General features: G+C 70.0%; 21 protein-coding genes and 1 tRNA gene. 4 read left to right on the forward strand and 18 right to left on the reverse strand.

Features of this window, described 5'->3' with window-relative positions:
- Nucleotides 1-6: 6 nt before the first annotated feature.
- Complete coding sequence (locus AB0D14_RS01195) at nt 7-147, reverse strand: hypothetical protein (protein ID WP_362772838.1); 141 nt, start codon at nt 145-147, stop codon at nt 7-9.
- On the opposite strand from AB0D14_RS01195, the gene AB0D14_RS01200 reads away from it, so the two are divergent.
- On the forward strand, nt 146-1,201 hold the full coding sequence (locus AB0D14_RS01200) for a LacI family DNA-binding transcriptional regulator (protein ID WP_362772841.1): 1,056 nt from the start codon (nt 146-148) through the stop codon (nt 1,199-1,201). The two genes, AB0D14_RS01195 and AB0D14_RS01200, sit on opposite strands and share 2 nt — an antisense overlap.
- A gap of 92 nt (nt 1,202-1,293) precedes the next feature.
- Here the strand turns inward: AB0D14_RS01200 and AB0D14_RS01205 are convergent.
- The 4 genes from AB0D14_RS01205 to AB0D14_RS01220 form a co-directional block, all read right to left on the reverse strand.
- A tRNA-His gene (locus AB0D14_RS01205) sits at nt 1,294-1,366 on the reverse strand.
- Nucleotides 1,367-1,473: 107 nt separating this feature from the next.
- Nucleotides 1,474-2,076 (reverse strand): oligoribonuclease, encoded by a 603-nt coding sequence (gene orn, locus AB0D14_RS01210; protein ID WP_362772844.1) that lies wholly within the window; start codon nt 2,074-2,076, stop codon nt 1,474-1,476.
- 145 nt (nt 2,077-2,221) lie between these two features.
- On the reverse strand, nt 2,222-3,454 hold the full coding sequence (locus AB0D14_RS01215; RefSeq protein WP_362772846.1) for a helix-turn-helix domain-containing protein: 1,233 nt from the start codon (nt 3,452-3,454) through the stop codon (nt 2,222-2,224).
- A 377-nt stretch (nt 3,455-3,831) separates the two neighbouring features.
- The gene (locus tag AB0D14_RS01220) at nt 3,832-4,140 is read right to left on the reverse strand and encodes a hypothetical protein (protein WP_362773154.1); all 309 of its coding nucleotides are present in this window, start codon (nt 4,138-4,140) and stop codon (nt 3,832-3,834) included.
- 469 nt (nt 4,141-4,609) lie between these two features.
- On the opposite strand from AB0D14_RS01220, the gene AB0D14_RS01225 reads away from it, so the two are divergent.
- Complete coding sequence (locus tag AB0D14_RS01225; RefSeq protein WP_362772849.1) at nt 4,610-5,134, forward strand: universal stress protein; 525 nt, start codon at nt 4,610-4,612, stop codon at nt 5,132-5,134.
- Between the two features lie 411 nt (nt 5,135-5,545).
- On the opposite strand, the gene glmS is transcribed toward AB0D14_RS01225, so the two are convergent.
- The 3 genes from glmS to AB0D14_RS01240 all read right to left on the reverse strand — a co-directional run bounded on the left by glmS (nt 5,546) and on the right by AB0D14_RS01240 (nt 8,635).
- Complete coding sequence (gene glmS / locus AB0D14_RS01230) at nt 5,546-7,363, reverse strand: glutamine--fructose-6-phosphate transaminase (isomerizing) (protein WP_362772851.1); 1,818 nt, start codon at nt 7,361-7,363, stop codon at nt 5,546-5,548.
- Between the two features lie 11 nt (nt 7,364-7,374).
- On the reverse strand, nt 7,375-7,632 hold the full coding sequence (locus AB0D14_RS01235) for a hypothetical protein (protein ID WP_362772854.1): 258 nt from the start codon (nt 7,630-7,632) through the stop codon (nt 7,375-7,377).
- A 76-nt stretch (nt 7,633-7,708) separates the two neighbouring features.
- Nucleotides 7,709-8,635 carry a DUF4429 domain-containing protein gene (locus AB0D14_RS01240; protein WP_362772857.1) on the reverse strand — a complete coding sequence of 309 codons (927 nt, stop codon included), beginning with the start codon at nt 8,633-8,635 and terminating at the stop codon, nt 7,709-7,711.
- A 62-nt stretch (nt 8,636-8,697) separates the two neighbouring features.
- Here AB0D14_RS01240 and AB0D14_RS01245 point away from each other — a divergent pair, with 62 nt between their 5' ends.
- Nucleotides 8,698-10,329, forward strand: coding sequence for a beta-N-acetylhexosaminidase (locus AB0D14_RS01245; RefSeq protein ID WP_362772859.1), 1,632 nt, complete (start codon nt 8,698-8,700; stop codon nt 10,327-10,329).
- Between the two features lie 147 nt (nt 10,330-10,476).
- Here AB0D14_RS01245 and AB0D14_RS01250 read toward each other — a convergent pair whose 3' ends face one another.
- The 10 genes from AB0D14_RS01250 to AB0D14_RS01295 all read right to left on the reverse strand — a co-directional run bounded on the left by AB0D14_RS01250 (nt 10,477) and on the right by AB0D14_RS01295 (nt 24,023).
- Nucleotides 10,477-12,300 (reverse strand): IucA/IucC family siderophore biosynthesis protein, encoded by a 1,824-nt coding sequence (locus AB0D14_RS01250; protein WP_362772861.1) that lies wholly within the window; start codon nt 12,298-12,300, stop codon nt 10,477-10,479.
- Nucleotides 12,297-12,887: a GNAT family N-acetyltransferase gene (locus AB0D14_RS01255; RefSeq protein ID WP_362772864.1), complete on the reverse strand. Its 591-nt coding sequence runs from the start codon at nt 12,885-12,887 to the stop codon at nt 12,297-12,299. Before AB0D14_RS01255 ends, AB0D14_RS01250 begins: the two co-directional genes overlap by 4 nt.
- Nucleotides 12,884-14,233: a lysine N(6)-hydroxylase/L-ornithine N(5)-oxygenase family protein gene (locus AB0D14_RS01260; protein ID WP_362772867.1), complete on the reverse strand. Its 1,350-nt coding sequence runs from the start codon at nt 14,231-14,233 to the stop codon at nt 12,884-12,886. Before AB0D14_RS01260 ends, AB0D14_RS01255 begins: the two co-directional genes overlap by 4 nt.
- The gene (gene desA, locus AB0D14_RS01265) at nt 14,190-15,632 is read right to left on the reverse strand and encodes a lysine decarboxylase DesA (protein ID WP_362772870.1); all 1,443 of its coding nucleotides are present in this window, start codon (nt 15,630-15,632) and stop codon (nt 14,190-14,192) included. Before desA ends, AB0D14_RS01260 begins: the two co-directional genes overlap by 44 nt.
- 202 nt (nt 15,633-15,834) lie before the next feature.
- Complete coding sequence (locus AB0D14_RS01270; RefSeq protein WP_362772873.1) at nt 15,835-16,713, reverse strand: siderophore-interacting protein; 879 nt, start codon at nt 16,711-16,713, stop codon at nt 15,835-15,837.
- A gap of 167 nt (nt 16,714-16,880) precedes the next feature.
- Entirely contained in the window at nt 16,881-17,927 is a 1,047-nt protein-coding gene (locus AB0D14_RS01275; protein WP_362772876.1) for an ABC transporter substrate-binding protein, read from the reverse strand.
- A gap of 315 nt (nt 17,928-18,242) precedes the next feature.
- Entirely contained in the window at nt 18,243-19,403 is a 1,161-nt protein-coding gene (locus AB0D14_RS01280; RefSeq protein WP_362773156.1) for an acyl-CoA dehydrogenase family protein, read from the reverse strand.
- Between the two features lie 11 nt (nt 19,404-19,414).
- Complete coding sequence (locus AB0D14_RS01285; RefSeq protein WP_362772878.1) at nt 19,415-20,383, reverse strand: hydroxymethylglutaryl-CoA lyase; 969 nt, start codon at nt 20,381-20,383, stop codon at nt 19,415-19,417.
- A complete protein-coding gene (locus AB0D14_RS01290; RefSeq protein ID WP_362772881.1) occupies nt 20,380-22,392 on the reverse strand; it encodes an acetyl-CoA carboxylase biotin carboxylase subunit in 2,013 nt (670 codons plus the stop codon). The genes AB0D14_RS01285 and AB0D14_RS01290 overlap by 4 nt, the downstream gene beginning before the upstream one ends.
- A 14-nt stretch (nt 22,393-22,406) precedes the next feature.
- Nucleotides 22,407-24,023, reverse strand: coding sequence for a carboxyl transferase domain-containing protein (locus AB0D14_RS01295; RefSeq protein ID WP_362772884.1), 1,617 nt, complete (start codon nt 24,021-24,023; stop codon nt 22,407-22,409).
- 121 nt (nt 24,024-24,144) lie between these two features.
- Between AB0D14_RS01295 and AB0D14_RS01300 the strand changes: the two genes are divergently transcribed.
- Nucleotides 24,145-24,780: a TetR/AcrR family transcriptional regulator gene (locus tag AB0D14_RS01300; protein ID WP_362772887.1), complete on the forward strand. Its 636-nt coding sequence runs from the start codon at nt 24,145-24,147 to the stop codon at nt 24,778-24,780.
- Nucleotides 24,781-24,825 lie beyond the last annotated feature (45 nt).

A 24,825-nucleotide genomic window follows, 5' to 3' on the forward strand; every position in this document is an offset into this window, starting at 1 on the left:
GGGCGCTCACCACGGCTGTCCGGCGGTCGGCGTGGCGAGGTACGGCCGTGGGAGCGAGGTGTGCTCCTCGGCGGCCCGGCCTCGATCACGGCTGTTAGATTCCAGGCCGAACGCGGTGTTGACCGTGTCGAACGGGAGGCGGGTCATGGCAGTCCACGGAGCGCGGAGCCGGAGCGGCGGACGGCCGACTCTTGAGGAGGTCGCCGCGCGCGCAGGTGTGGGCCGAGGCACGGTCTCCCGCGTGATCAACGGCTCTCCACGGGTCAGCGACGCCACCCGCGCGGCCGTCGAGGCGGCGGTGGCGGAACTCGGTTACGTACCGAACACGGCCGCCCGTGCCCTCGCGGCCAACCGCACCGACGCGATCGCCCTGGTCGTCCCCGAGCCCGAGACCCGCTTCTTCGCCGAGCCGTACTTCTCCGACATGCTGCGGGGCGTGGGCGCGGCGCTCTCCGAGACCGAGATGCAGCTGCTGCTGATCTTCGCCGGCAGTGACCGGGAGCGGCGCAGGCTGGCCCAGTACCTGGCGGCGCACCGCGTGGACGGGGTCCTGCTGGTCTCGGTCCACGCGGACGACCCGCTTCCCGATTTGTTGTCCCAGCTGGAGATCCCGGCGGTGATCAGCGGCCGCAGGTCGGCGGAGGAGACGCTGCCGTCCGTGGACTCGGACAACTTCGGCGGCGGCCGCTTCGCCGTCGAGCACCTCATCGCCCAGGGCCGCCGCACCATAGCCCACCTCGCGGGACGCCTCGACGTGTTCGGTGCCCAGCGCCGCGTCGACGGCTACCGCGCGGCACTGCTCGACGCGGGCCACGAGATCGACGAACGCCTCATCGTGTCCGGGGACTTCACGGAGGAGGGCGGCCGTCGAGCGATGACCGAGCTGCTCTCCGTCTGCCCGACCCTGGACGCGGTCTTCGCCGGGTCGGACGTGATGGCGGCCGGCGCCCGGCAGGTCCTGCGCGAGGTGGGCCGCCGTATACCCGACGACGTGGCCCTCGTCGGCTACGACGACTCGGCGATCGCCCGCCACATGGACCCGCCCCTGACGAGCGTGCGCCAGCCGATCGAGGAGATGGGCCGCGCGATGCTCGGCCTGCTGATGGACGAGATCGCGGACCGCCGCCCGGCGGCCTCCCGGGGCCTGGAGCGACGGCAGCTGGTCCTGCCCACGGAACTGGTGGCACGGCGCTCGTCGTAGGGCCGGACCGCCCGGCCGGGAGCAGTGGAGCGCCGGCCCGGAAAGCATTCGAGGGCCGAACCGCTTTCGCGGTTCGGCCCTCGAATTATCAGGGTGAGTGACGGGACTTGAACCCGCGGCATCCTGGACCACAACCAGGTGCTCTACCAGCTGAGCTACACCCACCATGACCGGCGATTCTGCGTGTGGTTCACCGTAAGTGGTTCACCGACCGGCCGAGAAAAAGTGTACAGGGTCGGAAGGGGTGCTCGCTCCCGACTTTGCCGTGGGGGCTACCCCGCAGGCAGGACGTGCTTCGAGGCGATGGTGCGGGCCGTGTCCGAGTCGGGTCCGGGCTGGGGTACGAAGATCGCCTCGCGGTAGTAACGGAGCTCGGCGATCGACTCGCGGATGTCGGCCAGCGCCCGGTGGTTGCCGTTCTTCTCGGGACTGTTGAAGTACGCCCGGGGGTACCAGCGGCGGGCCAGCTCCTTGACGGAGGAGACGTCGACGATGCGGTAGTGGAGGTAGCCCTCAAGGGTCGGCATGTCCCGGAGGAGGAAGCCCCGGTCCGTGCCCACCGTGTTCCCGCACAGCGGGGCCTTGCCCGGATCCTTGACGTGCTCACGGATGTAGGTGAGGACCTCCTCCTCGGCGGCTGCCAGGGTCGTGCCCGCGGCCAGCTCGTCGAGGAGCCCGGAGGACGTGTGCATCGTGCGCACCACCTCCGGCATCGTCTCCAGCGCGGCTTCCGGCGGACGGATCACGATGTCCACCCCCTCGCCGAGCACGTTGAGCTCCGAGTCGGTCACCAGCGCGGCCACCTCGATGAGCGCGTCATCCGACAGCGAGAGACCGGTCATCTCGCAGTCGATCCACACCATGCGATCGTTCATGGGCTCACCCTACGGCCCGCTTCCCCGCCCGGGCAGGCCCGGGACCTCGGCAGTCGTTGCCGCGGGGGCACGGGGCACGGGGCCGCGAACGGCGCCGGCCCCGGACCGCAGCGGGTCCGGGGCCGGCACACGACGCCACTACGTACTACGGCGCGCTCCGCTGGCCCGGCAGGCTGTGCCGCCCGGCCGCATACAGTTCCGCGCCCGCGCGTCCCGGATCCGTGGAGAGGGACGACGTCGCCGGGCCGACCGCGTGGGCGGCCGCCGTACGACGGGTCTGGAACGGGACGGGCGCCTCCTGCTGGAGCACCGGCGGCGGCGGTGCCGGTGGACCGTCCGGGTCGGTGTGCTTCTCACCCTGCGGGCGGCGCGCCCGGTACGCGGCGCGGTACGCCGCGGGTGAGGAGCCGAGCTGGCGGCGGAAGTGCCCGCGCAGCGCCACCGGCGAACGGAATCCGCAGCGCCCCGCTACCTCGTCCACCGAGTAGTCGGACGTCTCCAGGAGCCGCTGCGCCTGGAGCACCCGCTGCGTGATCAGCCATTGCAGGGGAGCGCTCCCGGTGAGCGAACGGAACCGGCGGTCGAACGTACGCCTGCTCATGTACGCGCGTGCCGCCAGCGTCTCCACGTCGAACTGCTCGTGGAGGTGCTCCAGTGCCCAGGCGACGACCTCCGCGAGTGGGTCGGCGCCGATCTCCTCCGGTAAAGACCGGTCGAGATAGCGCTCCTGGCCGCCAGTGCGCCGGGGTGGCACCACCAGGCGGCGGGCCAGTGCCCCGGCCGCCTCGTTGCCGTGGTCCGTCCGCACGATGTGCAGACAGAGGTCGATCCCGGCCGCGGTGCCCGCCGACGTGAGCACGTCGCCGTCGTCCACGAACAGCTCGCGGGGATCGACGTGCACCGACGGATAGCGCTTGGCCAGCGTCGGTGCGTACATCCAGTGTGTCGTCGCGGGACGGCCGTCCAGCAGTCCCGCCGCGGCAAGGACGAAGGCGTCGGTGCACAGCCCGACTATGCGGGCGCCTTCCTCATGTGCCCGGCGCAGTGCGTCGAGCGCCTCCTCCGGTGGCGGTGAGGTGATCGACCGCCAGGCCGGCACGACAACGGTGCCTGCCCTGGCGATCGCCTCCAGCCCGTTGGGCGCGGTGAGTTCCAGGCCTCCTGTGGTCCGCAGTGGGCCTTCCTCACCGGCGCAGACGAGTAGTCGATACCGCGGCACGCCGGCATCCTGGCGATCGATACCGAACACCGACAGCGGTATGGAACTCTCGAAGATGGGGCCGCCGCTGAACAGCAGCACCGCGACGATCTCCTTGCGGCGTCGCCCGGAGAGTTTCCGGCCTGCGGCTTCCGGCGCGGCAGTGGAGTCGTGGCTCATACTGCTAAGCCCCCCTCGGTGGTCGCGGCTCCTCGGTTGTGTCGCTCCTGCACGTTTCCCCTCGGTCCTGCACGAGTCCCCCGCCGTAAGACGTCAAGATCGAATCTACTGTGTCGTGTGGTGCCGAGGTGGCCAGTTCAGCACTCGGCAGATTGTCGACATGGCAACTTGGCGTGAAGCATTCGATCACGAAGCGTTGCACTCGTGGGCCGCACAGGGAAGTGCGCCTCGTCCCCGTGGCCGGTCCCAGTAGGGTGCGGGCACCCTGCTGGACCCTTTCAGTGCAGGTCGAACGGGGGTTGGGGGCCGGTTGGACCAAGGGGTGCGCAGGGTGGAGAAGTTGGCTGAAAAGCAACGGGCGACTGCATGGAAACCGGTCAGTCAACCGGCTTATTTCCACCGGCGTGACGGCCCCCTCGGCGGTCGCCGGCGCCGGCCCTGCCATGCCGCACATGATGGGGTGTCGGCGCCGTGGCGCGGCGCAGCTGGGCCGCGCCACGCTCGGACCGGCGCAGCAGTACCCGGCAGGCTCCGGTCACCGCGGCGAGGCCGATGGCCGTGCCTGCCGCGCCCGCCAGTGAGGTCCCGTACCCGACAAGGACGACCGGAACCAGGACGCAGCTGAACGCCGCCCATCGGACCACATCGCTCACCGTGTCCTGTGCGGTGGGCACCCTGGTGGGCACCTTGGAGGGAGGGCGGGGCGCGGGCGAGGGTCGTCCGGACACGGTGGGCTCCCTGAAGCGGTGGCTTACGGGGGTTCAACGCGTGTTTGACCGCCCGGTCACGGGGATCTTCCCGCTTCCCGGTCCCGCTTCCCGGGGCTCCCCTGGGAGCTCCGCGGGGTCTGTGGGGTCTGTGGGCCGGCCGCGGGGTCGTCGTGGTTGCTCGCGCAGTTCTCCGCGCCCCTTGAAGGGGGGGCGCTGCCCCTGTCTGGGGGAGCCCTGCGCAAAGCACCTGTACGAGGCAGCAACCATTGCGTTACGGGCGCCCTCTCGTGCATGCTCCGGGGAACCTCCCGTGCCGAGAGCGGGATCTGGGCAGAGGAGGCGTGCCGCCGTACCCTTGGGGGTATGGGGTTGGGAAGATGATTCCCGGACACAGCTCCGCCGCTCCTGTCGTCCCACCCACGAGGATCCGAACACCGAGACACCCATGGCCGGTCACGAATTCGAACCCGCGGACCGCAAGCGCCCCGTCGCCGATCCCACGGCGGCCGAGCCCTTGGCGGCGGAAGAGACACGCCAGTCCTGCGATCCCGCCTTCAAGCACGGGGTCGTCGTGGGCTTCGACGGCTCGACATCCAGTGAGCGCGCCCTCGCGTACGCGATCGGCATGGCCTGTCGCTCAGGATCGGGCCTGATCATCGTGCACGTCGCCAACCGGCTGCCCACCACGGTGTGGGCAGGCTGCGAGCCACCGGTCTTCGTCGACGTGCCGGATCACCGCACCGAGGTGCTCGGGCTTGAGCTCGCCTGCGCGGAGTACCTGGCCGAGGTCCCCTGGATCCTGGTCGAGCGCGGCGGCGACATCTGCCACGAACTCGAAGAAGTGGGCCGGGAGTACGAGGCCGACGCGATCGTCGTCGGATCGACCCACGGCATCGTCGGGCGCCTCTTCGGCTCCGTCGCGGGACGGCTCGCGAAGCGGGCGCAGCGACCGGTGGTCGTCATTCCTTGATACGGCCCCGCCGTGGGCGGCATGTTTTCCCGTATCCCTGGAAAGGCCAATCCCTGGAAAGGCCAACTCCCTTTCGCGGCCCGTCGAACCTACCCGTGCGTAGATGTGTTTGTGTGCTTGTGAAGGGCATATAGGGAGCACGGTTTGCCGTCGTTGTACGGCGTGCTGCCGGCCGGAAGCGTGACGGTTACCGGTAGCTGGCAGCCAGCCGGGGTTTTGGGCGGCCCCGGCCTGTGAACGGACCCCCGCGTGCCTGGTGGCGACACGTGGGGGTCCGGACAGCCTCTGCGCCTGAGCCGGCGCCGCTCTCGCGGGAGTGGTTGCCCGCCGTGGGGGTTTCTCAATTGTCGCTTCGGTGGGAGCTGCCTGCCGCTTCAGTGCCGGTCGTCGCTTCGGTGGGCGGTGGGATTTCTACTCCACCGTCACCGACTTCGCGAGGTTCCTGGGCTTGTCGATGTCCCTGCCCAGGGCCAGGGCCGTGTGGTAGGCGAGGAGTTGGAGGGGGATGCCCATCAGGATCGGGTCCAGTTCGTCCTCGTTCTTCGGGACGAGGATCGTCTGGTCGGCCTTCTCCTGGACGTCGTGGGCCACGGCGAGGATCTTGCCGCTGCGGGCCTTGATCTCCTCCAGGGCCGCGCGGTTCTTCTCCAGCAGGTCGTCGTTCGGGACGATCGCGACCGTCGGCAGCGCGGGCTCGATCAGCGCGAGCGGGCCGTGCTTCAGCTCCGAGGCGGGGTAGGCCTCGGCGTGGATGTACGAGACCTCCTTCAGCTTCAGCGAGGCCTCACGGGCCACCGGGTAGCCGCGTACCCGGCCGATGAAGAGCATCGAGCGCGCCTCGGCGTACTGCTCGGCGAGCTTCTTGATCTCGTCCTCCTGGTCGAGGATCTCCGTGATCTGGCCGGGCAGCCTGCGCAGGCCCTCGATGATCCGCTTGCCGTCGGAGACCGACAGGTCGCGGGTGCGGCCCAGGTGCAGCGCGAGCAGCGCGAAGGCGACCGTGGTGTTCGTGAAGCACTTGGTGGAGACCACGCACACCTCGGGCCCGGCGTGCACGTACATGCCGCCGTCGGCCTCCCTGGCGATGGCCGAGCCGACCACGTTCACGATGCCGAGGACCCGGGCGCCCTTGCGCTTCAGCTCCTGCACGGCGGCCAGGACGTCGTACGTCTCACCGGACTGGGACACCGCCACGTACAGCGTGTCGGGGTCGACGACCGCGTTGCGGTAGCGGAACTCCGAGGCCGGCTCGGCGTCCGCGGGGATACGGGCCAGCTCCTCGATCATCTGGGCGCCGATCATGCCCGCGTGGTACGAGGTGCCGCAGCCCAGGATCTTCACCCGGCGGATCTTGCGTGCCTCGCGGGCGTCCAGGTTCAGCCCGCCCAGGTGCACGGTGGAGAACCGGTCGTCGATGCGGCCGCGCAGCACCCGGTCCACGGCCTCGGCCTGCTCGTGGATCTCCTTGTGCATGTACGTGTCGTGGCCGCCCATGTCGTACGACGCGGCCTCCCACTCCACGGTGGTCGGCTCGGCCGTCGTACGGGTGCCCTCGGTGGTGTACGTACGGAAGTCGTCGGCCTTCAGTGTCGCCATCTCGCCGTCGTCGAGCGTGACGATCTGGCGGGTGTGGGTGACCAGCGCGGCGATGTCCGAGGCGACGAACATCTCCTTCTCGCCGATGCCGAGGACGACCGGGGAGCCGTTGCGGGCGACCACGATGCGGTCGGCGAAGTCGGCGTGCATCACGGCGACGCCGTACGTGCCCTCGATCAGCCGCAGGGCCTGGCGGACCTTCTCCTCCAGGGTCTCGGCCTGGGAGCGGGCGACGAGGTGGGTGAGGACCTCGGTGTCGGTCTCGGAGAGGAACTCGACACCCTCCGCCTCCAGCTTCTTGCGCAGGTCGGAGGCGTTGTCGATGATGCCGTTGTGGACGACGGCGACCTTGTTGTCGGTCGACATGTGCGGGTGGGCGTTCTCGTCCGAGGGGGCGCCGTGGGTGGCCCAGCGGGTGTGGGCGATACCCGTGGTGCCGGCGAAGCGCTTGGGGACGCGGGCCTCCAGGTCACGGACGCGGCCCTTGGCCTTGACCATCTTCAGGCCGGTCGTCTTCGCGGACGTCACGACGAGGCCCGCCGAGTCGTAGCCGCGGTATTCGAGGCGCTGCAGGCCTTCGAGGAGGAGCGGCGCCACGTCGCGCCTGCCGATGTATCCCACGATTCCGCACATACAGAAGTTTCCTAGCCGTAGACGATGCGGCGCACCTGCCTGAGCGTGAGCTCCGGCGGTGCGACCGCGCGGTATTTGAGGTCCGCCGTGATCCGTTCGAAGATCCCCGAGTTGACCAGGCCCTGCGCCCGGAGCTCCCGGTGGCGGCGACGGACGTAGTCCTCGGTCGTCTCGTCGAAGTAGGCGAGCACGTCCTGGACCACCCGCAGTGCCTCGCCCCGGCTGAGGGGCGAGGAGCGCGTCAGGTGATCGACAAGTTCCTCGTGCACCCGTTGATCCTGAGGTAAAGCGCGGCCGATCGCAAGAATCCTGCCCGATATCGGGCAGGAGAAGCCGCCCTACGCCCTACATCCCTTTGAGCACCGCCTGCTTCGCCAGCGTGAACTCCTCGTCCGTCAGGACGCCTGTCTTGTGCAGGTCACCCAGTTCGCGCAGGCGGCGGAGCAGGGCGTCGTGGTCGGCCTCGGCGGGGGTGAGCTGCTTCGGCGGTGCGTCCGCCGGGGTCGGGGCCGCCTGGGGCAGGGCCGAGACCGGAGCAGGGGTAGAGGCGGAGGCAGGGGCGAGGGCAGGGGCCGTCGGGTGCGGCAGGCGGGCCTGGACCGCTGCCGCCACCAGTGCCATCAGCGGGTCCTTCTTGAAGCCCCACAGTTCCACGGCGTTGGGGTCGTACTTCGGCGGGGCCTTCGTGGGCGCGCTCCGGACGGTGAAACGCAGATGGCCGTTCTCCAGGCCGACCGCGGGCTGCCATTCCACGGACTCGATGTCGGCCAGGGCGAGCGTGCGGGCGCCGGAGGCCGACTTGGCCTCCTCCGTCTTCCAGTTCCACTCCAGTCGGACACGCTCCCCGTCGAAGCTCGCGGTGCCGTCACCGGCGGAGACCGACAGGGGTACGGCCGGGCCCGGCAGCAGATAGCGGTCCACGGCGGTGGCCGGTACCTCGTCCAGGAGCAGCGCGCCCCGGATCTCGTCCACGAAGTACTCGGCGACGCCGTAGCGGTCCGACTCCACGGTCAGCAGGTAGGGGTCGGCCGAGTCCGTGAGCCGGCCGCCGGTCGACTGGAGCAGCGGGTCCGCGCCGTCGCGCAGCCGGATCCTGAGCCGGCCGGTCTTCTTGCCCTGCTCGAACGATATCCCCGCCAACGCGCCCAGCGGGACGGCCAGTTCACCCAGCGACTTGCGCAGCAGGCCTACGTTCTTGTCGCGGCCCGGCACCAGCTGCAGGGCGTCGCCGTCGAAGGTCCATGTGCCGTCGCGCTGGATGATTTCCGCCATGAGGGGGATTGTTTCACCGGCTCTGCGGGAGAGTGGTCTATACCCATTCGAAGGGAGCGCTTGTGAGACAGCACAGAACGCCCCGTCTGCTCGGTACGCTGCTGCTCGTGGCAGCCGCTGGTATCTCCGTGGTCGGCGCGGCACCGTCCGCGCCCGACCGAACAGTCACTCCGCTGAGCCGGGTCGTCCCGGCTCCCGCCTCGGTCGACCCGGGCGGTTCCCCCTACCGGATCACGAGCGGTACGCGCATCCGCGTGGACGGCTCGGGCGATTCGGGCGATTCCGGCGGCTCAGGCGACGCGGCGGAGGTCCGCCGGATCGGCTCGTACCTCGCCGGAGTACTGCGTCCGTCCACCGGCTACCGGCTTCCCGTCACGGACGACCCGGGCGGCGACGGCATCCGGCTCCGGCTCACCCGTAAGGACGCGGGCCTGGGCGCGGAGGGCTACCGGCTGAAGAGCGGCAAGGACGCTGTCACCATCACGGCCCGGGAGCCCGCCGGGCTCTTCCACGGCGTACAGACCCTGCGCCAGCTCCTGCCCGCCGCCGTCGAGAAGGACTCCGAGCAGCCGGGGCCCTGGCCGGTCGCGGGCGGCACCATCACGGACACCCCCCGCTACGGCTACCGCGGCGCGATGCTGGACGTGTCGCGGCACTTCTTCACCGTGGACCAGGTGAAGCGCTACATCGACCAGCTGGCGCTCTACAAGATCAACACGCTGCATCTGCACCTCAGCGACGACCAGGGCTGGCGCATCGCCGTCGACTCCTGGCCCAGGCTCGCCACGTACGGCGGATCCACGCAGGTCGGCGGCGGAACGGGGGGCTTCTACACGAAGGCCCAGTACAAGGACATCGTCCGGTACGCCTCCTCGCGTCAGCTCCAGGTCGTGCCCGAGATCGACATGCCCGGGCACACCAACGCGGCGCTCGCCTCGTACGCCGAGCTGAACTGCGACGGCGTCGCCCCGCCGCTCTACACCGGCACCGAGGTCGGCTTCAGTTCGCTGTGCGTCGACAAGCCGCTGACGTACGACTTCGTGGACGACGTGATCCGTGAGCTGGCCGCGCTCACACCGGGCAAGTACCTCCACATCGGCGGCGACGAGGCGCACTCGACGAGCCATGAGGACTATGTGGCCTTCATGAAGAAGGTCCAGCCGGTCGTCGCCAAGTACGGGAAGACCGTGATGGGCTGGCACCAGCTGACCGGGGCGACCCCGGCGAAGGGCGCGCTGGCCCAGTACTGGGGCCTGGACGGTACGAGCGCCGCCGAGAAGGAACAGGTCGCGGCTGCCGCGCGGGGCGGCACCGGGCTGATCCTCTCGCCGGCCGACCGGGTGTACCTCGACATGAAGTACACCGCGGACACCCCACTCGGTCTCGACTGGGCGGGCCTGGTGGAGGTGCGGCGGTCCTACGACTGGGACCCCGGCAACTACCTTGCCGGGGTGCCCGGTTCCGCCGTACGGGGTGTCGAGGCGCCGCTGTGGACGGAGACCCTCTCGACCTCCGCGAACATCGAGTACATGGCGTTCCCGCGGCTGCCGGGTGTGGCCGAGCTGGGCTGGTCGCCCGCCTCGACGCACGACTGGGACGGCTACAAGGTGCGGCTCGCGGCGCAGGCACCGCGCTGGGACGCGCTGGGCATCGGCTACTACCGCTCACCGCAGGTGCCCTGGCCCGCACGGTAGTCAGCGCTCACGGCAGTCAGCCTCACGGTTGACACGACGGCGGGCGCCCCCTGGGACCGTACGTGGGGGCGCCCGCCTGCTTGTGGGGCTGTGAACCGTGCTCGCGCGAACCGGTGCCGGTGCCGGTGCCGGCACCTGTGCCTGCGTCTACAGCCCGGCGATGGGGTTCTTCAGGGTGCCGACGAGCTGGAGAGCGCCGGCCGGGTCGGAGAGGTCCACCATCTGCTCGTTGTTGCGCAGCTGGAGCCGGTTGAGGCACGACAGCGCGAACTCGGGAGCGAACATGTCGTACTGCTTGAATTTGTCCGCGAGTTCGGGTGTGGCCGCCTGGTAGTCGCGTACGCAGTCGGCGACGGCCCGCCAGAAGTCGTCCTCCGCCAGGACACCCTCGCCCGCCAGGTTCGCCGCCAGGAAGCGGAAGAAGCAGTCGAAGACGTCCGTGAAGAGCGACAGGAGTTTCTTGTCCTCGGGGACGTCCACACGCAGCCGTTCGACCGTCGGCGGCAGCACCGCCTGCGGGTCCATGACGGCGATCTCCTCGGCGATGTCCTTGTAGATCGCCCGCTCGACCGCACCGTCCTTGAGGACGAGGATGACGTTCTCGCCGTGCGGCATGAACACCAGGTCGTACGCGTAGAAGCTGTGCAGCAGCGGAGTGAAGTACGCGCGCAGATAGCGGCGCAGCCACTCCACCGGCGTCAGCCCGGAGCGCTCGATGAGCGAGGCCGCGATCGAGGCGCCCTCGTGGTCCACGTGGACGAGCGAGGCCATGGTGGCCAGGGACTCGCCGTCCTGGAGCGAGGAGACCGGGCTCTCGCGCCACAGGGCGGCGAGCATCTTGCGGTACGGGGAGTAGCGGTCGGTGGCGGCCTCGTACTCCAGGTGCCGGTAGCCGACGGCCGCGCGCTCGCGGATGATCGACAGGCCGGTCGACCGGAGCAGCGGGTCGTTGTCGATGAGCTGCGCCAGCCAGTCGTTGATGGCCGGTGTCGCCTCCATGTACGCGGCGGACAGGCCCCGCATGAAGCCCATGTTGAGGACCGACAGAGCGGTTTTCACATAGTGCTTCTCGGGCGCGCTCCTGTTGAAGAACGTCCGGATCGATTGCTGGGCCAGGTACTCGTCGTCGCCCTCACCCAGGCACACCAGGTGCTTCTGGGCGACCTCGGCGGCGAAGGTGACCGCGAGCTTGTTCCACCACTGCCAGGGGTGGACCGGGATGAGGAGGTAGTCGGCCGGGTCGAGGTCCTGGTCGCGGAGCGTGCCGTGGAAGCGGTCCACGGTCTCCTTGCCCAGCTCGCCTTGCAGGAACGACTCGTACTCGATGCCCGCGCCCGCCGTGAACGCGGCCCGCGACCGGTGTGCGGCCAGCCAGACCAGCCGTACGGGGCTCGCGGTCTCGGGCGCGTACGAGAGGTACTCGTGGACGCCGAAGCCGAGCCGCCCGTTGTTGGCGACGAAGCAGGGGTGGCCCTCCGTCATGCCCGTCTCGATCTCCTGGAAGCCGCTTTTCGCGAGTTCGGCGGAGGTGAGCTGGGGTTTGGTGAGCTTGTAGCAGGTGCCGGAGAGGGTGGAGGAGATCTCCTCCAGGTAGACCGGCAGTACCTCGTCGCTGAGGCCGAGCGTTTTTTTCAGCTCGATGAAGAAGTCCAGGGCGGCGAGGGGGAGTTCAGCGCCGTCACGGTGCCTGGTGATCGACTCGGCGTCGACCTGCCAGTGGTCGAGGGTGCGGCGGACGGCGGAGAACCGGTACTGGGTCAGCCCGTCGTCACTGCGGACGACGTACGCGCTGCCGCTGCTACCGCTGCCGTTGTTGCCGCTGTTCCGGTCGGTCCCATCGGTCCCGCCGGTCGTCTCGGGTGTGATCAGTCGCTCGTGGGCGAACTCGGCGAGGGCTTTGCGGATGAGCAGGCGGTTGGCCCGGGCCCAGCGGTGGGGGGACAGGTGCGCCACGGCATCGGACAGGGTCATGCGGAAACTCCTCGGGTGGCCATGCTGGGCCGGTTCGGGCTGTGCCGGTTGACGAAGCCTTCCCGCGTGCAGAAGGACAGCAGCGCGCGCTTCTCCGGCTTCTCGATCTCGCGCTCCGGGACGAAGCCGACGGCCTCGTTCAGAGCGTGGACCGCCTCGTTGGTGACATCCGGTTCGACGACGACCCGGCGGGTCCCGGGGTCGGCGAACAGCTCGTCCAGCACCGCGGTGATGACGGCCCGGGTGAAGCCGTGCACGGGCCGGTCGGTGGGGGCAACCAGGAAATGCATGCCGACGTCACCGGGCTCGGGCTCGTACAGCCCGACCAGCTCGATGTGGCGCGGGTCGTACTTCTCCATCAGGAACGCGGGCCGGCCGTCGTGGAAGCCGAGGTATGCGTGGTGGTGCTCACTGGCCGCGATGGCCATGTACTCGCGCTCCACGTCCTGGAGCTTCGCGTCCTGCATCATCCAGTACGCCGCCTTGGGGTGGGTCACCCAGGAGTGCAGCAGCTCGGCGTCCGTGAGGGGGTCGAGGGGGCGCATGCTCAGCGTGCCGACGGTGTTGCCGGTGTTGGCGGCGCTCATACGGCGAACTCCTGGAACGCGATGGACTTCTCCACCGGGTAGTACTCGGTGCCGAGCAGTTCCCGGATGATGTAGGCGTTGCGGTACGGGCCCATGCCGAGGTCCGGTGACGTGATCGAGTGGGTGTGGACGCCGGCGTTCTGCAGGAAGATCCCACGGCCCGTCGTGTCGATGGAGTAGTTGCGGGCCACGTCGTGGTTGCCCTGCTCGTCGTAGCGGATCCGGTCGCGCACGGGCTTCAGGAAACCGGGTTCCGCGTACTTGTAGCCCGTCGCGAGGATCAGACCCTCGGACTGGACGTCGTAGTCCTTGCCCTGCTCCTCCTGGCGCAGGCCCAGGGTGTACGTGCCGTTCTCGTGACGCGCGCTGTTGAGCGCCGAGTTGGTGAGCAGGCGGGTGGGGACCGGGCCGCCGAGGTTCTTCTGATAGAGCAGGTCGAAGATCGAGTCGATCAACTCGCCGTCGATACCCTTGAACAGGCCCTTCTGCTCCGACTGGAGTCGGTAGCGGGTCCGCTCGGGCAGCGCGTGGAAGTAGTCGATGTACTCCGGGGAGGTCATCTCCAGCGTCAGTTTGGTGTATTCGAGCGGGAAGAAACGCGGGGAGCGCGTGACCCAGTTCAGCCGGTAGCCGTGGACGTCGATCTCGCTCAGCAGGTCGTAGTAGATCTCGGCGGCGGACTGCCCGCTGCCGACGAGCGTGATCGACTTCTTGGCCTGCAGCGCCCGCTTGTGCTGCTTGTAGCGGGAGTTGTGGATGAAGTCCCCGCCGAGTTCCGCGCACGCCTCGGGGATGTACGGGGGAGTACCGGTGCCGAGGACGAGGTGCCGGGCCCGGAACTCGTCACCGGCGGTCGTCCGCACGACGTACACCTTGTCCCGGTCCTCGTACGTCACCTCCGCGACCGTCGTGCCGAAGCGGATGCTGCTGAGTTTCGAGGCGGCCCAGCGGCAGTAGTCGTCGTACTCGACGCGCAGCGGGTAGAAGTTCTCGCGGATGTAGAACGAGTACAGGCGGCCCGATTCCTTCAGATAGTTGAGGAAGGAGTACGGGGACGTCGGGTCGGCCAGGGTGACCAGGTCCGACATGAACGGAGTCTGGAGGTGCGCGCCCTCCAGGAACATCCCGGAGTGCCACTCGAAGTCCGGCTTGGACTCCAGGAAGACACCGTCGAGTTCGTCGATGGGCTCGGTGAGGCAGGCGAGGCCGAGGTTGAAGGGACCCAGCCCGATGCCGATGAAGTCACGCGTCCGCACGGCGGATTCAGCGGGTTCAGGAAGCGCGGACCCGGTAGACGCGGGTTCAGGAAGCGCGGTCAAGGGACTCTCCAAGGTACTGCTCGGCATGGCCGGCGATCAGGTCGAGCACGGCGGAGATGTCGTCCGTCGTGGTCTCGGGGTTGAGCAGGGTGAACTTCAGGAAGTGACGGCCGCCGACCTTCGTACCCGCGACCACCGCGTCGCCGGAGGCGAACAGGGCCTTGCGGGCGTACAGGTTGGCCCGGTCGATCTCGGCCGGGTCGGTGACGGCGGCCGGGATGTAGCGGAAGACGAGGGTGGAGAGGGACGGCGCGACCACGACGTCGTAGCGCGGGTCGGCGGCCAGCAGCTTCCAGCCCTCCTCCGCCAGGTCGCAGACCTCGTCGAAGAGCTCGCCGATGCCGTCGGCGCCCATCACCCGCAGCGTCATCCACAGTTTGAGGGCGTCGAAACGGCGGGTGGTCTGCAGGGACTTGTCGACCTGGTTGGGGATGCGCTCCTGCACCATGCGCTGCGGGTTGAGGTACTCCGCGTGGTAGGTGGCGTGGTGCAGGGTGGCCGCGTCCCGGACCAGGACGGCGGACGAACTCACCGGCTGGAAGAAGGACTTGTGGTAGTCCACGGTCACGGAGTCGGCGCGCTCGATGCCGTCGATGCGGTGCCGGTTCTTGAGCGAGGTGAGCAGTCCGCAGCCGTACGCGGCGTCGACGTGCAGCCAGGCGCCGAACTGGTCGCACAGTTCGGCGATCTCGGGCAGCGGGTCGATGGAGCCGAAGTCGGTGGTGCCGGCGGTGGCGACGACGGCCATGGGGACCAGTCCGTCGCGCTTGCAGCGCTCCAGCTCGTGGGCGAGCGCGACGGTCTGCATGCGCTTGTCGTTGCCGGTGGGGACGGTGACCACGGAGTCCTCGCTGAGCCCGAGGAGTTTCGCCGACTTCTTGACGCTGAAGTGGCTCACTTCGGAGGCGAAGATCCGCAGTTTGGCGTACGAGTCGCTCTTCGCCTCCTCGCGGGCGAGCAGCAGCGCCTGGAGGTTGGACTGCGAGCCGCCGGAGGTGAACACGCCGTCGGCGGCGGGGCCGAACCCGATGCGCTCGTTGGTCCAGTCGATGAGCCGGCGCTCGATGAGGGTGCCGCCGGCCGACTGGTCCCAGGTGTCGAGCGAGGAGTTGACGGCGGAGAGGACGGCCTCGCCGACCACGGCGGGTATGACCACCGGGCAGTTGAGGTGGGCGAGGTAGCGGGGGTGGTGGAAGTAGACCGCGTCCCGGAGGTAGACCTCCTCCAGTTCGTCGAGCACCGCGGTGGTGTCGTGCAGCGGCTTGTCGAGGTCGATCCCCTCGATGCGGGGCGCGAGGGCGTCGGCCGTGACCCCCGTGAACGGACGGTCGGTGGTGGCGAGTTTGGCCGCCACCCGCTCTATTCCTTCGGTCACGGAACGGCGGTACCGCTCCGCGGTCGTGTCGTTGAGCAGGTGCGAGCGCATGGGGGAGTCCTCCGGGGGCAGGAGAGGGACGGGCGCAGAAGAGTGACATGGGGGGCGGCGTTTAACTTAGGTTAGCCTAACCTAAGTTCTTGCGAGGTTCCGTCCCGCCCGTCACGGCTGTGACACGTGCCTCCCTCCCGGCCGAACGGCTCGTGCGCCCATCGCGCGGCTTGCGCACCCCTCGCATGGCTTTGCGCACCCGTCATGCTGCGGCTTGCGCGCGCAGCTGCTCCTCGCTCAGACCGCGCCGCCAGTAGCCGACGAACGTGACCCGCTTGCGGTCGATCTCCCGCTCCCGTACGAGATGGCGCCGCAGTTCCTTCACGCAGCCGGACTCACCCGCGATCCAGGCGTACGGGGCCCGGGCTGCGGGGAGTTGGGCGGCGCGGATCGCCTCGGTGGCGGTGGGGGCGCCCTCGTCGCGTACGAGCCAGGTGATCTCGGCGTCGGCGGCGGTGACGGGCCGGACGCAGTCGCCCTCGCTGGGGACCTCCAGCCAGACACGGGCCCGCGTTCCGGTCGGCAGGGTCTCCAGGATGGCCGAGGCGGCGGGCAGAGCCGTCTCGTCGGCCCAGACGACGACCAGGTCCGCGTCGGCGGGCGGCCGGAACCGGATCGCCCCGTTGTCGGCGACGGACGGGCCGAGCAGCACGGCCCGGTCACCCGCCCCGGCGTCGGCGGCCCAGCGTGAGGCCGGGCCTGCGGGGGTGGCGGACTCCGTGCCGGGTTCGGCGTCGGGTTCGGCGCCGTGCAGGACGAAGTCGATGTCGATCTCGGTGGTGGCCCCGTGCGCGTCCTGGCGCAGGGCGCGCAGCGTGTACGAGCGCATGACCGCGCGTACGTCTTCGGGGGTGTCGATCCAGGCCTGGCGCCAGCCCTCGCCGTACTCCATCGGCAGGACGGGCTCGCTCTGCCCCGGGCGCGGGAGGAAGAGCGAGAGGCTCTGGTCCCGGCCGTCGGAGGCGAAGGCGTGGAGATCGGGGCCGGTGAAGGTCACACGGACCATGGACGGGCCCAGCCGCCTCGTCCGTATGACCTGAAGGGTGAAGAAACGGAACGGGGCGGCTGTCGCCGTGGGCATGCGTTGCTCCTTCGCTCCGCGAGGGGGCGGGCAGGGCGGTGTGTTGGGTGCGGGGCCGGTGGGGGCTGGTCGCGCCCCTGCGGCGGAGCCGCATATCGACACAGCCCCGCGCCCCTGGGAGGCGCCTGCGGCGGCCTTCCCCAGGGGTGCGGGCCTCAACTGACCCGTCAGGCGACCTTCTTGGCCTTTTCGATGGCCTCGGCGAGGTTGTCGAGCATGGGGGCGCACTTGTCGTAGGAGAGGATCGGCTCGGGGGTGCGGCCGATGACCTGGCCGGCCTTGACGGCCGGCAGCTTCTTCCAGGTGGCTTCGGTGATGTCGGCGGGCTGGATGGTCGCGGTGCGGTCGTCCATGATGATGACGTCCGCCGCGTACTTGTCGACGTTCTCCCAGCTCAGGTTCTCGAACCAACCGCCGCTGGCCTTGAGGACCTTGGCCGGCGGCTCGACGAGGTTCACGCCGAGGGCCTTGAAGTACTCCAGGTCGATGGACAGGTTCGACCCGGACACGTAGAAGATGTCCTGGCTGGCCGAACCGGCGAGGACCTTGATCTCCGGGCGCGCCTTGGCGGCCTTGCGCAGGCGCTCGGCGGCCGTCTCGAACTTCTTCTTCGCCTCGACCGTCCTGGCGCCCTTCACGTCCGCGCCGAGCGACTCGGCGAGCGCGAGCATGCGCTCCAGCGGCTTGGGCAGCTGACGGTCGTAGACGGAGATACCGACGCTCGGGGCGAGCTTCAGGATCTTGTCCTTGGACTCCTCCGGGACGCTCCAGAGGGTGCCGGCGTCGTCGAACATCGTGGAGAGCAGCACGTCCGGGGCCAGGGCCGCGTACTTCTCGATGCTGAACTGGCCCCACGCGTTACCGAGGATCGTCAGCTTGCTGATGTCCATGTCGCCGGCCTGGACGTCCGCCTTGCCGTCCTTCGTCTTCGTCGGCCCGAAGACACCCTTGACCTCGATGCCGTAGTCGAACAGGGCGGCGGCGACACCGGTGAACGCGACGATGTTGGCCGGGACCTTGTCCAGCTTCACCGTCGTGCCGCGGTCGTCCTTGAAGCTCCAGGGGCCGGACTTGGCGTTCTTCGTCGCGTCCGCCGAGCCACCGGTTTTCGGGTCGTCGTCGCCGCAGGCCGCGAGCACGGCGCCGAGGCCGAGGGCGCCGCCGGCGGCGAGAATGCCGCGGCGGGTGAGGTGAGTGGCACGGGCGTTCGGCATGAAGGCTGCTGCTTTCGGGACAGGGCGAATCGCCCAGGGACAGGTGCGAAGATAGGTTAGCCTAACCTCATGTCCCGCTCATAGGGCGGGTTTCACCTGCCGGAACGTCCCGCGGCGCCGTCGTCCTCGGCCGTGGTGGCGTCCGGTCGGATCAGCCCCGCGCCGAAGCCAGGGAGGCGCTGATCTGATCCAGCTCACGGCCGGCGTGGCGCAGTGATTCGATTGTGGTGCGAATTGGGGGCGTCGACGCTCGGTCGTGCCGGAGCCGCCGAGTAAGGATGGTGGTGGCGCGGGCCGACGGCGGTACGGCCGTTCTCAGTCCGTCAGGCCCAGCTCTCGGGCGATCAGCATCCGCTGCACCTCGCTCGTACCCTCGCCGATTTCCAGGATCTTGGAGTCGCGCCACATGCGGGCGACCGGGTACTCGTTCATGAAGCCGTAGCCGCCGTGGATCTGGGTGGCGTCGCGGGCGTTGTCCACGGCGATGGTGGAGGAGTAGAGCTTCGCCAGGGCCGCCTCCTTCTTGAAGGGTTCGCCCGCCACCAGGCGGGAGGCCGCGTCGCGCCAGGCCAGGCGGGCCGTGTGGGCCCGCATCTCCATGTCCGCGATCTTGAACTGGATCGCCTGGTTCGCGCCGATCGGGCGGCCGAAGGCGTGGCGTTCCTTCGCGTACTTCAGTGATTCGTCCACGCAGCCCTGGGCGAGGCCCGTCGCCAGGGCCGCGATGGCGACGCGGCCCTCGTCCAGGATGCGGAGGAACTGCGCGTATCCGCGCCCCTCGGAGCCGAGCAGGTTCGCCGCCGGGACGCGGACGTCCGCGAAGGACAGCTCGCGGGTGTCCGAGGCGTTCCAGCCGACCTTCGAGTACGGGGCGGCGACCGTGAAGCCGGGGGTGCCGGACGGGACGATGAAGGAGGAGATCAGCGGCTTGCCCGCCTCGGTGCGGCCCGTTACCGCCGTGACCGTGACCAGGCCCGTGATGTCCGTTCCCGAGTTGGTGATGAAGCACTTGCTGCCGTTGATCACCCAGTCGTTCGTCGCCTCGTCCAGCCGGGCCGTCGTACGGGTCGCGCCCGCGTCCGAGCCGCCGTCCGGCTCGGTGAGGCCGAAGGCGCCGAGGATCTCGCCCGAGCAGAGGCGGGGGAGCCACTGCGCCTTCTGTTCCGGGGTGCCGAAGAGGTGGATCGGCATGGCGCCGAGCGAGACCCCCGCCTCCAGGGTGATGGCCACCGAGGAGTCCACGCGGGCGAGTTCTTCGAGGACGATGCCCAGCGCCAGGTAGTCGCCGCCCATGCCGCCGTACTCCTCCGGGAACGGCAGCCCGAACAGGCCCATCCGGCCCATCTCGCGGACGATCTCGTACGGGAACTCGTGCCGCTCGTAGAAGTCGCCGATCTTCGGCGCCACGACGTCGTGGGCGAAGTCGGCCACCGTACGGCGCAGTTCGTCGAGCTCGGGGGAGAGGCGGTGGTCCAGGGACATGGGAGTCACTCCTTGTGGGAGAGGGCGCGGACGGTGCGGGACGGGCTGGGCCGGCCCAGTTGTTCGGCCATCCACACGCTTGTGGCGGTGAGAAGGCCGAGGTCGACCCCGGTGTCGATGCCGAGGCCCGTCAGCATCCACACGAGGTCTTCGGTGGCGAGGTTGCCGGTGGCGCTCTTCGCGTACGGGCAGCCGCCGAGGCCGCCCGCAGAGGCGTCCACGGTCGTGACGCCGTGCTGGAGCGCCGCCAGGGTGTTGGCGAGCGCCTGGCCGTACGTGTCGTGGAAGTGCACGCCGGTGGCGGCGACCGGGATGCCTGCCTCGGCCAGTGCGCCGAGGAGCCGGCTCACGTGGCCCGGGGTCGCCACGCCGATCGTGTCGCCCAGGCTCAGCTCGTCGCAGCCCATGTCGAGCAGCGCCCGGCAGACGCGTACGACCTGGGAGACGGGTACCGGGCCCTCCCAGGGATCGCCGAAGCACATGGAGAGGTAGCCGCGCACGTGGGCGTCCTGGGCCCTGGCCCGTGCGACCACCGGCTCGAACATCGCCAGCGCCTCGTCCACGGTCCGGTTGAGGTTGGCCTTGGCGAAGGACTCCGTGGCGCTGGCGAAGACCGCGATACGGGTCGCGCCGAGGCCCAGGGCGCGGTCCAGGCCCCGTTCGTTCGGTACGAGGACGGGCAGGTGCAGGCCCTTTCCTGAGAGATTGTCGTCGGCCAGCTCCCGTACAAGGGGGAACAGCTGCTCGGCGTCCGCCAGTTGGGGCACCCACCTGGGGTGGACGAAACTGGTCGCCTCGATGCTGGTGAGGCCCGCGGCGGCCAGCCGGCGGATGAACTCGGCCTTCGTCTCCGTCGGGACGGTCACCTGCTCGTTCTGCAGCCCGTCGCGTGCGCCGACCTCGTGGATACGGACCCTGGCGGGCAGACCGTCGGCCGGGACGGCCATGGGGAGCCCGAGGGCAGGGGTGGTCATGAGGTGGCCCCTTCCGAGCCGGCTTCTTCGTGATCGGCTTTTCCGGGGTCGGCTTTTCCGGGGTCGGCTTCTTCGTGTGGCGCGACCACGGCCAGGATCTGGTCCATGGCGACCGCCGTGCCCGGGGTGACGTCCAGTTCGGTGACGGTGCCGGCGTGCGGGGCGCAGACGACGTGCTCCATCTTCATCGCCTCCACCACCAACAGGCTCTGTCCGGCGGTGACTTCGTCCCCGACAGTGACCTTGACGACGGTCACCGTGCCGGGCATGGGCGCGGTGAGGGAGTGCGCGCCCGCGTGCGCCGCGCCGGTGAGGGACGCGGCGACGGGGTCGTGGTCCAGGACGTTCCACGCGTCACCGTCGCGGCCGAGCCAGGTGCCGCAGCGGTGGAAGGTGTGGCGTACGCCGTCGACCGTGACGGAGACCTGTGCGGAGGTGAGTTCGGCGGCCTGCCGCGCCCGCAGAGCGACGGGTTCGTGACCCGCCACGCGCAGGTCGAAGGCCGGCGGGACCGGTTCACCGCCGAGCCGCCAGCCGCTCGGCACGGAGAAGGGATCGGTCCAGCCGTCGGGGGCGATGGCGGTGGCGGTTGGGGCCAGCGCGTCCAGGCGTACGGCCGCGGCGGCCTCGTACACCTCCTCGGGAACCTCTCCCGGGACCAGCCCCGCCACCTCCCGCTCCACCAACCCCGTGTCCAGCTCGCCCGCCACCACCGCGGGATGGGCCAGCAGCCTCCGGAGGAACCCCGCGTTGGTCTGCACCCCCAGCGTCACCGTCCGCGCCAGCGCCCCGCGAAGGCGCCGCAGTGCCGTCGCCCGGTCCGGCCCGTACGCGATGACCTTGGACAGCATCGGGTCGTACAGCGAGCCGACCTCCGTGCCCTCGGTCAGGCCCGAGTCGGTGCGGACGCCGTCGCCCTCGGGCTCGTGCAGGCGCAGGACCGTACCGCCGGACGGCAGGAAGCCCCGGGAGGGGTCCTCGGCGCAGATACGGGCCTCCACGGCGTGCCCGGTGAGCGTGACGTCGTCCTGGGCGAAGCCGAGGCGCTCGCCCGCGGCCACCCGCAGCTGCCACTCCACCAGGTCCAGGCCCGTGATCATCTCGGTCACCGGGTGCTCGACCTGGAGGCGCGTGTTCATCTCCATGAAGTAGTACGAGGCCGGGTCGCTGCCCGGCACGATGAACTCGACCGTGCCCGCGCCCGAGTAACCGCAGGAGCGCGCCGCATGGACGGCCGCCTCACCCATCGCCGCGCGGGTCCTCTCGTCGAGGAGCACGCTCGGCGCCTCCTCGATGATCTTCTGGTGCCGGCGCTGGAGGGAGCACTCGCGTTCGCCCAGGTGCACCACGTTCCCGTGGCCGTCCGCCAGGACCTGGATCTCGATGTGCCGGGGCCGGTCGACCCAGCGCTCGACGAGGAGGGTGTCGTCGCCGAAGGAGGCGCGGGCCTCGCGGCGCGCGGCGGCGATCTCCTCCGCCAGCACAGCCGCGTCCCGCACCAGGCGCATGCCCTTGCCGCCACCGCCGGCCGACGGCTTCAGCAGCACCGGCACGCCGATCTCCCGGGCGCAGGACGCCAGTTGCGCATCGCTCAGCCCGCTGCCCGACGAACCCGGCACCACCGGGACGCCGGCCGCCCGCACCGTCTCCTTGGCGCGGATCTTGTCGCCCATGAGTGAGATCGCGTCCGCCGGGGGGCCGATGAAGACCAGCCCGGCCTCGGCGCACGCCCGCGCGAAGTCGGCGTTCTCCGCGAGGAAGCCGTACCCGGGGTGCACCGCCTGGGCGCCGGACCGTGCCGCGGCCTCCAGCAGCCGCTCCGCCGACAGGTAGCTCTCGGCGGCCGGGGCCGGACCGATCCGTACCGCCGTGTCCGCCTCGCGTACGTGCCGGGCGTCGGTGTCCGCGTCGGAGAAGACGGCCACCGAGCGCACACCCAGCGACCGCAGCGTCCGGATGACCCGGACGGCGATCTCGCCCCGGTTGGCCACAAGTACCGTGTCGAACATCGTTGTCCGTTCCCTCACATCCGGAAGACGCCGAACTGGGGGTCGCCCAGTGGCGCGTTGGCACAGGCGGTCAGGGCCAGGCCCAGCACCTGGCGGGTCTCCATCGGGTCGATCACGCCGTCGTCCCAGAGCCGGGCCGTCGCGTAGTAGGCGTTGCCCTGGCTCTCGTACTGAGCGCGGATCGGAGCCTTGAACTCCTCTTCCTCCTCCGCCGGCCAGGACTCGCCGCGCCCCTCCAACTGGTCGCGCTTGACGGTCGCGAGGACCGACGCGGCCTGCTCGCCGCCCATCACGGAGATCTTGGCGTTCGGCCACATCCACAGGAAGCGTGGCGAATACGCCCGGCCGCACATCGAGTAGTTGCCCGCGCCGTAGGATCCGCCGACCACGACCGTCAGTTTCGGTACGCGGGTGCAGGCCACCGCGGTCACCATTTTGGCGCCGTGCTTGGCGATGCCCCCGGCCTCGTACTGGCGGCCGACCATGAAGCCCGAGATGTTCTGCAGGAACACCAGCGGGATGCCTCGCTGGTCGCACAGTTCGATGAAGTGGGCGCCCTTCTGGGCGGACTCGGAGAACAGGATGCCGTTGTTGGCGACGATTCCGACCGGGTGCCCGTGGATCCGGGCGAAGCCGGTGACGAGGGTCTGCCCGAACTCCGACTTGAACTCGGCGAACCGCGAACCGTCGACCACGCGCGCGATGACCTCGCGTACGTCGTAGGGGGTGCGGGAGTCGACCGGCACCGCGCCGTACAGCCCGGCGGGGTCCACCTTCGGTTCGGCGCCCTGCGTGACCGACCAGGGGAGAGGTCCGCGGTCGGGGAGTGTGGAGACGATGGTCCGTACGATCCGCAGGGCGTGCGCGTCGTCCTCCGCCAGGTGGTCCGTGACCCCGGAGACCCGGGAATGCACCTCGCCGCCGCCCAGCTCCTCCGCCGTGACGACCTCACCGGTCGCGGCTTTCACCAGGGGCGGGCCGCCGAGGAAGATCGTGCCCTGGCCCCGCACGATGACGGCCTCGTCGCTCATCGCGGGAACGTACGCCCCGCCGGCCGTGCACGAGCCGAGGACGGCCGCGATCTGGGGGATCCCCGCTCCCGACATCCGGGCCTGGTTGTAGAAGATCCGCCCGAAGTGCTCGCGGTCGGGGAAGACCTCGTCCTGCATGGGGAGGAAGGCGCCGCCCGAGTCCACCAGGTAGACACAGGGGAGGCGGTTCTCCAGGGCCACCTCCTGGGCGCGCAGGTGCTTCTTCACCGTCAGCGGGTAGTACGTGCCGCCCTTGACCGTGGCGTCGTTGGCGACCACCACGCACTCGCGCCCCGCGACCCGGCCGATTCCGGCGATGACGCCCGCCGCCGGGGCCTGGCCCCCGTACAGCCCGTCGGCCGCCAGCGGGGCCAGCTCCAGGAACGGTGAGCCGGGGTCGAGCAGCGTGTCCACGCGGTCGCGCGGCAGCAGCTTGCCGCGGGCGGTGTGCCGGGCGCGGGCCCGCTCACCGCCGCCGAGGCGGGCCGCGGCGAGCTTGCGCCGCAGTTCGTCGACGAGTGCGTGGTGTGCCGCCTCGTTGCCCCGCCAGGCCTCCGACGCGGGGTCGGCCGCGCTGTGGAGCTCCGGTGCCTCATGCATCCTGCGGTCCCCTCACCCGGTGGTCACCGGTCAATGAACCAAGTCGCCGAACAAGTTAGTGAGCGTTAACGCGTTTCCTTCAGGTTAACGAGCGCTAACCTCTCTGTCTAGAATTGCTTCCATGGCCATGAGAACCGACGCCCCCACCCGCCGCGAGCAGATCCTCAAGGAGGCCGCCCGGCTCTTCGCCGAGCGTGGCTTCCACGGGGTCGGCGTCGACGAGATAGGCGCGGCGGTGGGCATCAGCGGGCCGGGTCTGTACCGCCACTTCGCCGGCAAGGACGCGATGCTCGCCGAGCTGCTGGTGGGGATCAGCGAGCAGCTGCTGGCCGGCGGCAAGCACCGCGTGGCGGAGTCCGGCGGGGACCCGGAGGCGCTCCTCGACTCCCTCATCGAGGGGCACATCGAGTTCGCGCTCGACGACCGCCCGCTGATCACCCTGCACGACCGGGAGCTGGACCGCCTGAGGGACAGCGACCGCAAGCTCGTACGGCAGCTCCAGCGCCAGTACGTGGAGCTGTGGGTGGAGGTCGTGCGTGAGATCCACCCCGGCCTGGCCGAACCGAGCGCCCGCTCGGCCGTGCACTCGGTCTTCGGGCTCCTGAACTCGACGCCCCACCTGGGCCGCCCGGGGGCGCTGCCCGGACGGGCGGGCACGGCGGAGCTGTTGCACCGGATGGCGAGGGGGGCCTTCGCGGCGGCCGGGGAGTCCGGGTGGTCCGGGGAGTCCAGGGAGTCCGGGGGGTCCGGGGCGTGACGAGCGTCTCGGGGGGATTGGTCTGGACGACGTACGTGACTGGCC

The organism is Streptomyces sp. NPDC048484 (assembly GCF_040651415.1).
Taxonomy (GTDB): Bacteria; Actinomycetota; Actinomycetes; order Streptomycetales; family Streptomycetaceae; genus Streptomyces.